This window comes from Chryseobacterium sp. SIMBA_029, from assembly GCF_046535275.1.
Classification (GTDB): Bacteria; Bacteroidota; Bacteroidia; order Flavobacteriales; family Weeksellaceae; genus Chryseobacterium.
The window spans coordinates 1-1,298 of sequence record NZ_JAWRXA010000030.1 but is presented as its reverse complement, the minus strand read 5'-3'; the positions used below and the strand labels follow the sequence as shown (position 1 = coordinate 1,298).

Here is a 1,298-nt window from a genome sequence, read left to right as displayed (position 1 = left end):
GCGGTATACTGACGAAGATTGCCTTGGGCATCGTAATCATCATATCTGATTGCTGTCTTCAAGCTGCCGTCATTAGGGTTGATCAATACTGCGGAAGTCGGCTGAAGCTTATTGTTATCATACTTCAGCTGTGTATTGGAAATCACTTTACCGTTATTTTTTGTGATCGTTTGTACTGGTATATTGGTAATATTGGCATTTTCTAAATGAGCATATCCTGATTGGTCTTTTGGATAATAGATCTGCTTTTCCATAATCTCTCCACTGCTACCTGTTTCTTTGATATAGTTAGGCTGAAAATTAAGAGGACTCATTGACGTTTCAGTTTGCGAAATAACGGGCTGGTTTCCGCCAAAGTAAGCTTTACTAATGACATTGCTTTTTTTAACATAGGAAGGCTTTGAGGTTATTTTACCCATCGTGTTAAAATTATATTCCTCATCCGTGTATTTGTCCAGTTCGTAATCATAGAGTTCCGCTGTTAACAGGGTGTTTTGTTCATTGTAAATTTCTTTTTTAGATAATAGCCCGCCTTTGGTGACATTATAATACGGCCAGAAATACTGCGGTTCTTGTGCTGTCCCTCCAATCTGCTGCTTTGGATAGTCGTCCGGAGTCTTAAAATAATATCGCTGCATCCCTGTTCCTGCCTCTGAAACTTTTACATTTTTATACAAGACGTACTGTGTCATCAAATCACTTTCACTATCCCGGTCAGTATCATACAAATACCCACTGGCACTGTTGGGAAGATCAAAAGAATCATATTCATAATCAATCGTCCTGTAGGCAGAAGTATCATCCGTATTTTTATAATATTTTATATTTTTTATCCTGGTATATCCTGTAGCCATTGCACTTCTAAAGGGGCCGGGATGCAGCTTCATTTCGGCGGCATTAAAACTGCCAGTCCCTACTGCACCTCCTGTAGAAACAAATTCAAGGCTATAAGTACCTGGATAACCATTAAGATTATACTCCTTATACATCCCTTCTGTTATTGTCAGCTGCGGAATGATGATCTCACTGCCTCTTTTTAAAACAATCTTCAGATTGTCTTTTCTGGGTTTAGGAAGTGGAGGGAATCCTGGAACCTCAGGAAGTTCAGGAGGTATAGGATACGAGTATTCAGGAATATCAAGCACAAATTTAAACTTTTTCTTTACTGCGGGATCACCTGGCATCGTGAAGGTATACTGCAAGTTTTGATTAGTATCAATAGGACCATTACCCATAGAAGACCAGTATTGAATCTCGGGATTGATAATATTCGTCTCCTGCTGGAGATAAGCCAGGTA

General features: G+C 39.3%; 1 protein-coding gene. It reads right to left on the bottom strand.

The window, feature by feature from the left end; translation table 11 throughout:
• The coding region (locus tag SB679_RS23060) for a hypothetical protein (RefSeq protein ID WP_410704630.1) at window positions 1–1,298 on the bottom strand (1,298 nt) is incomplete at both ends.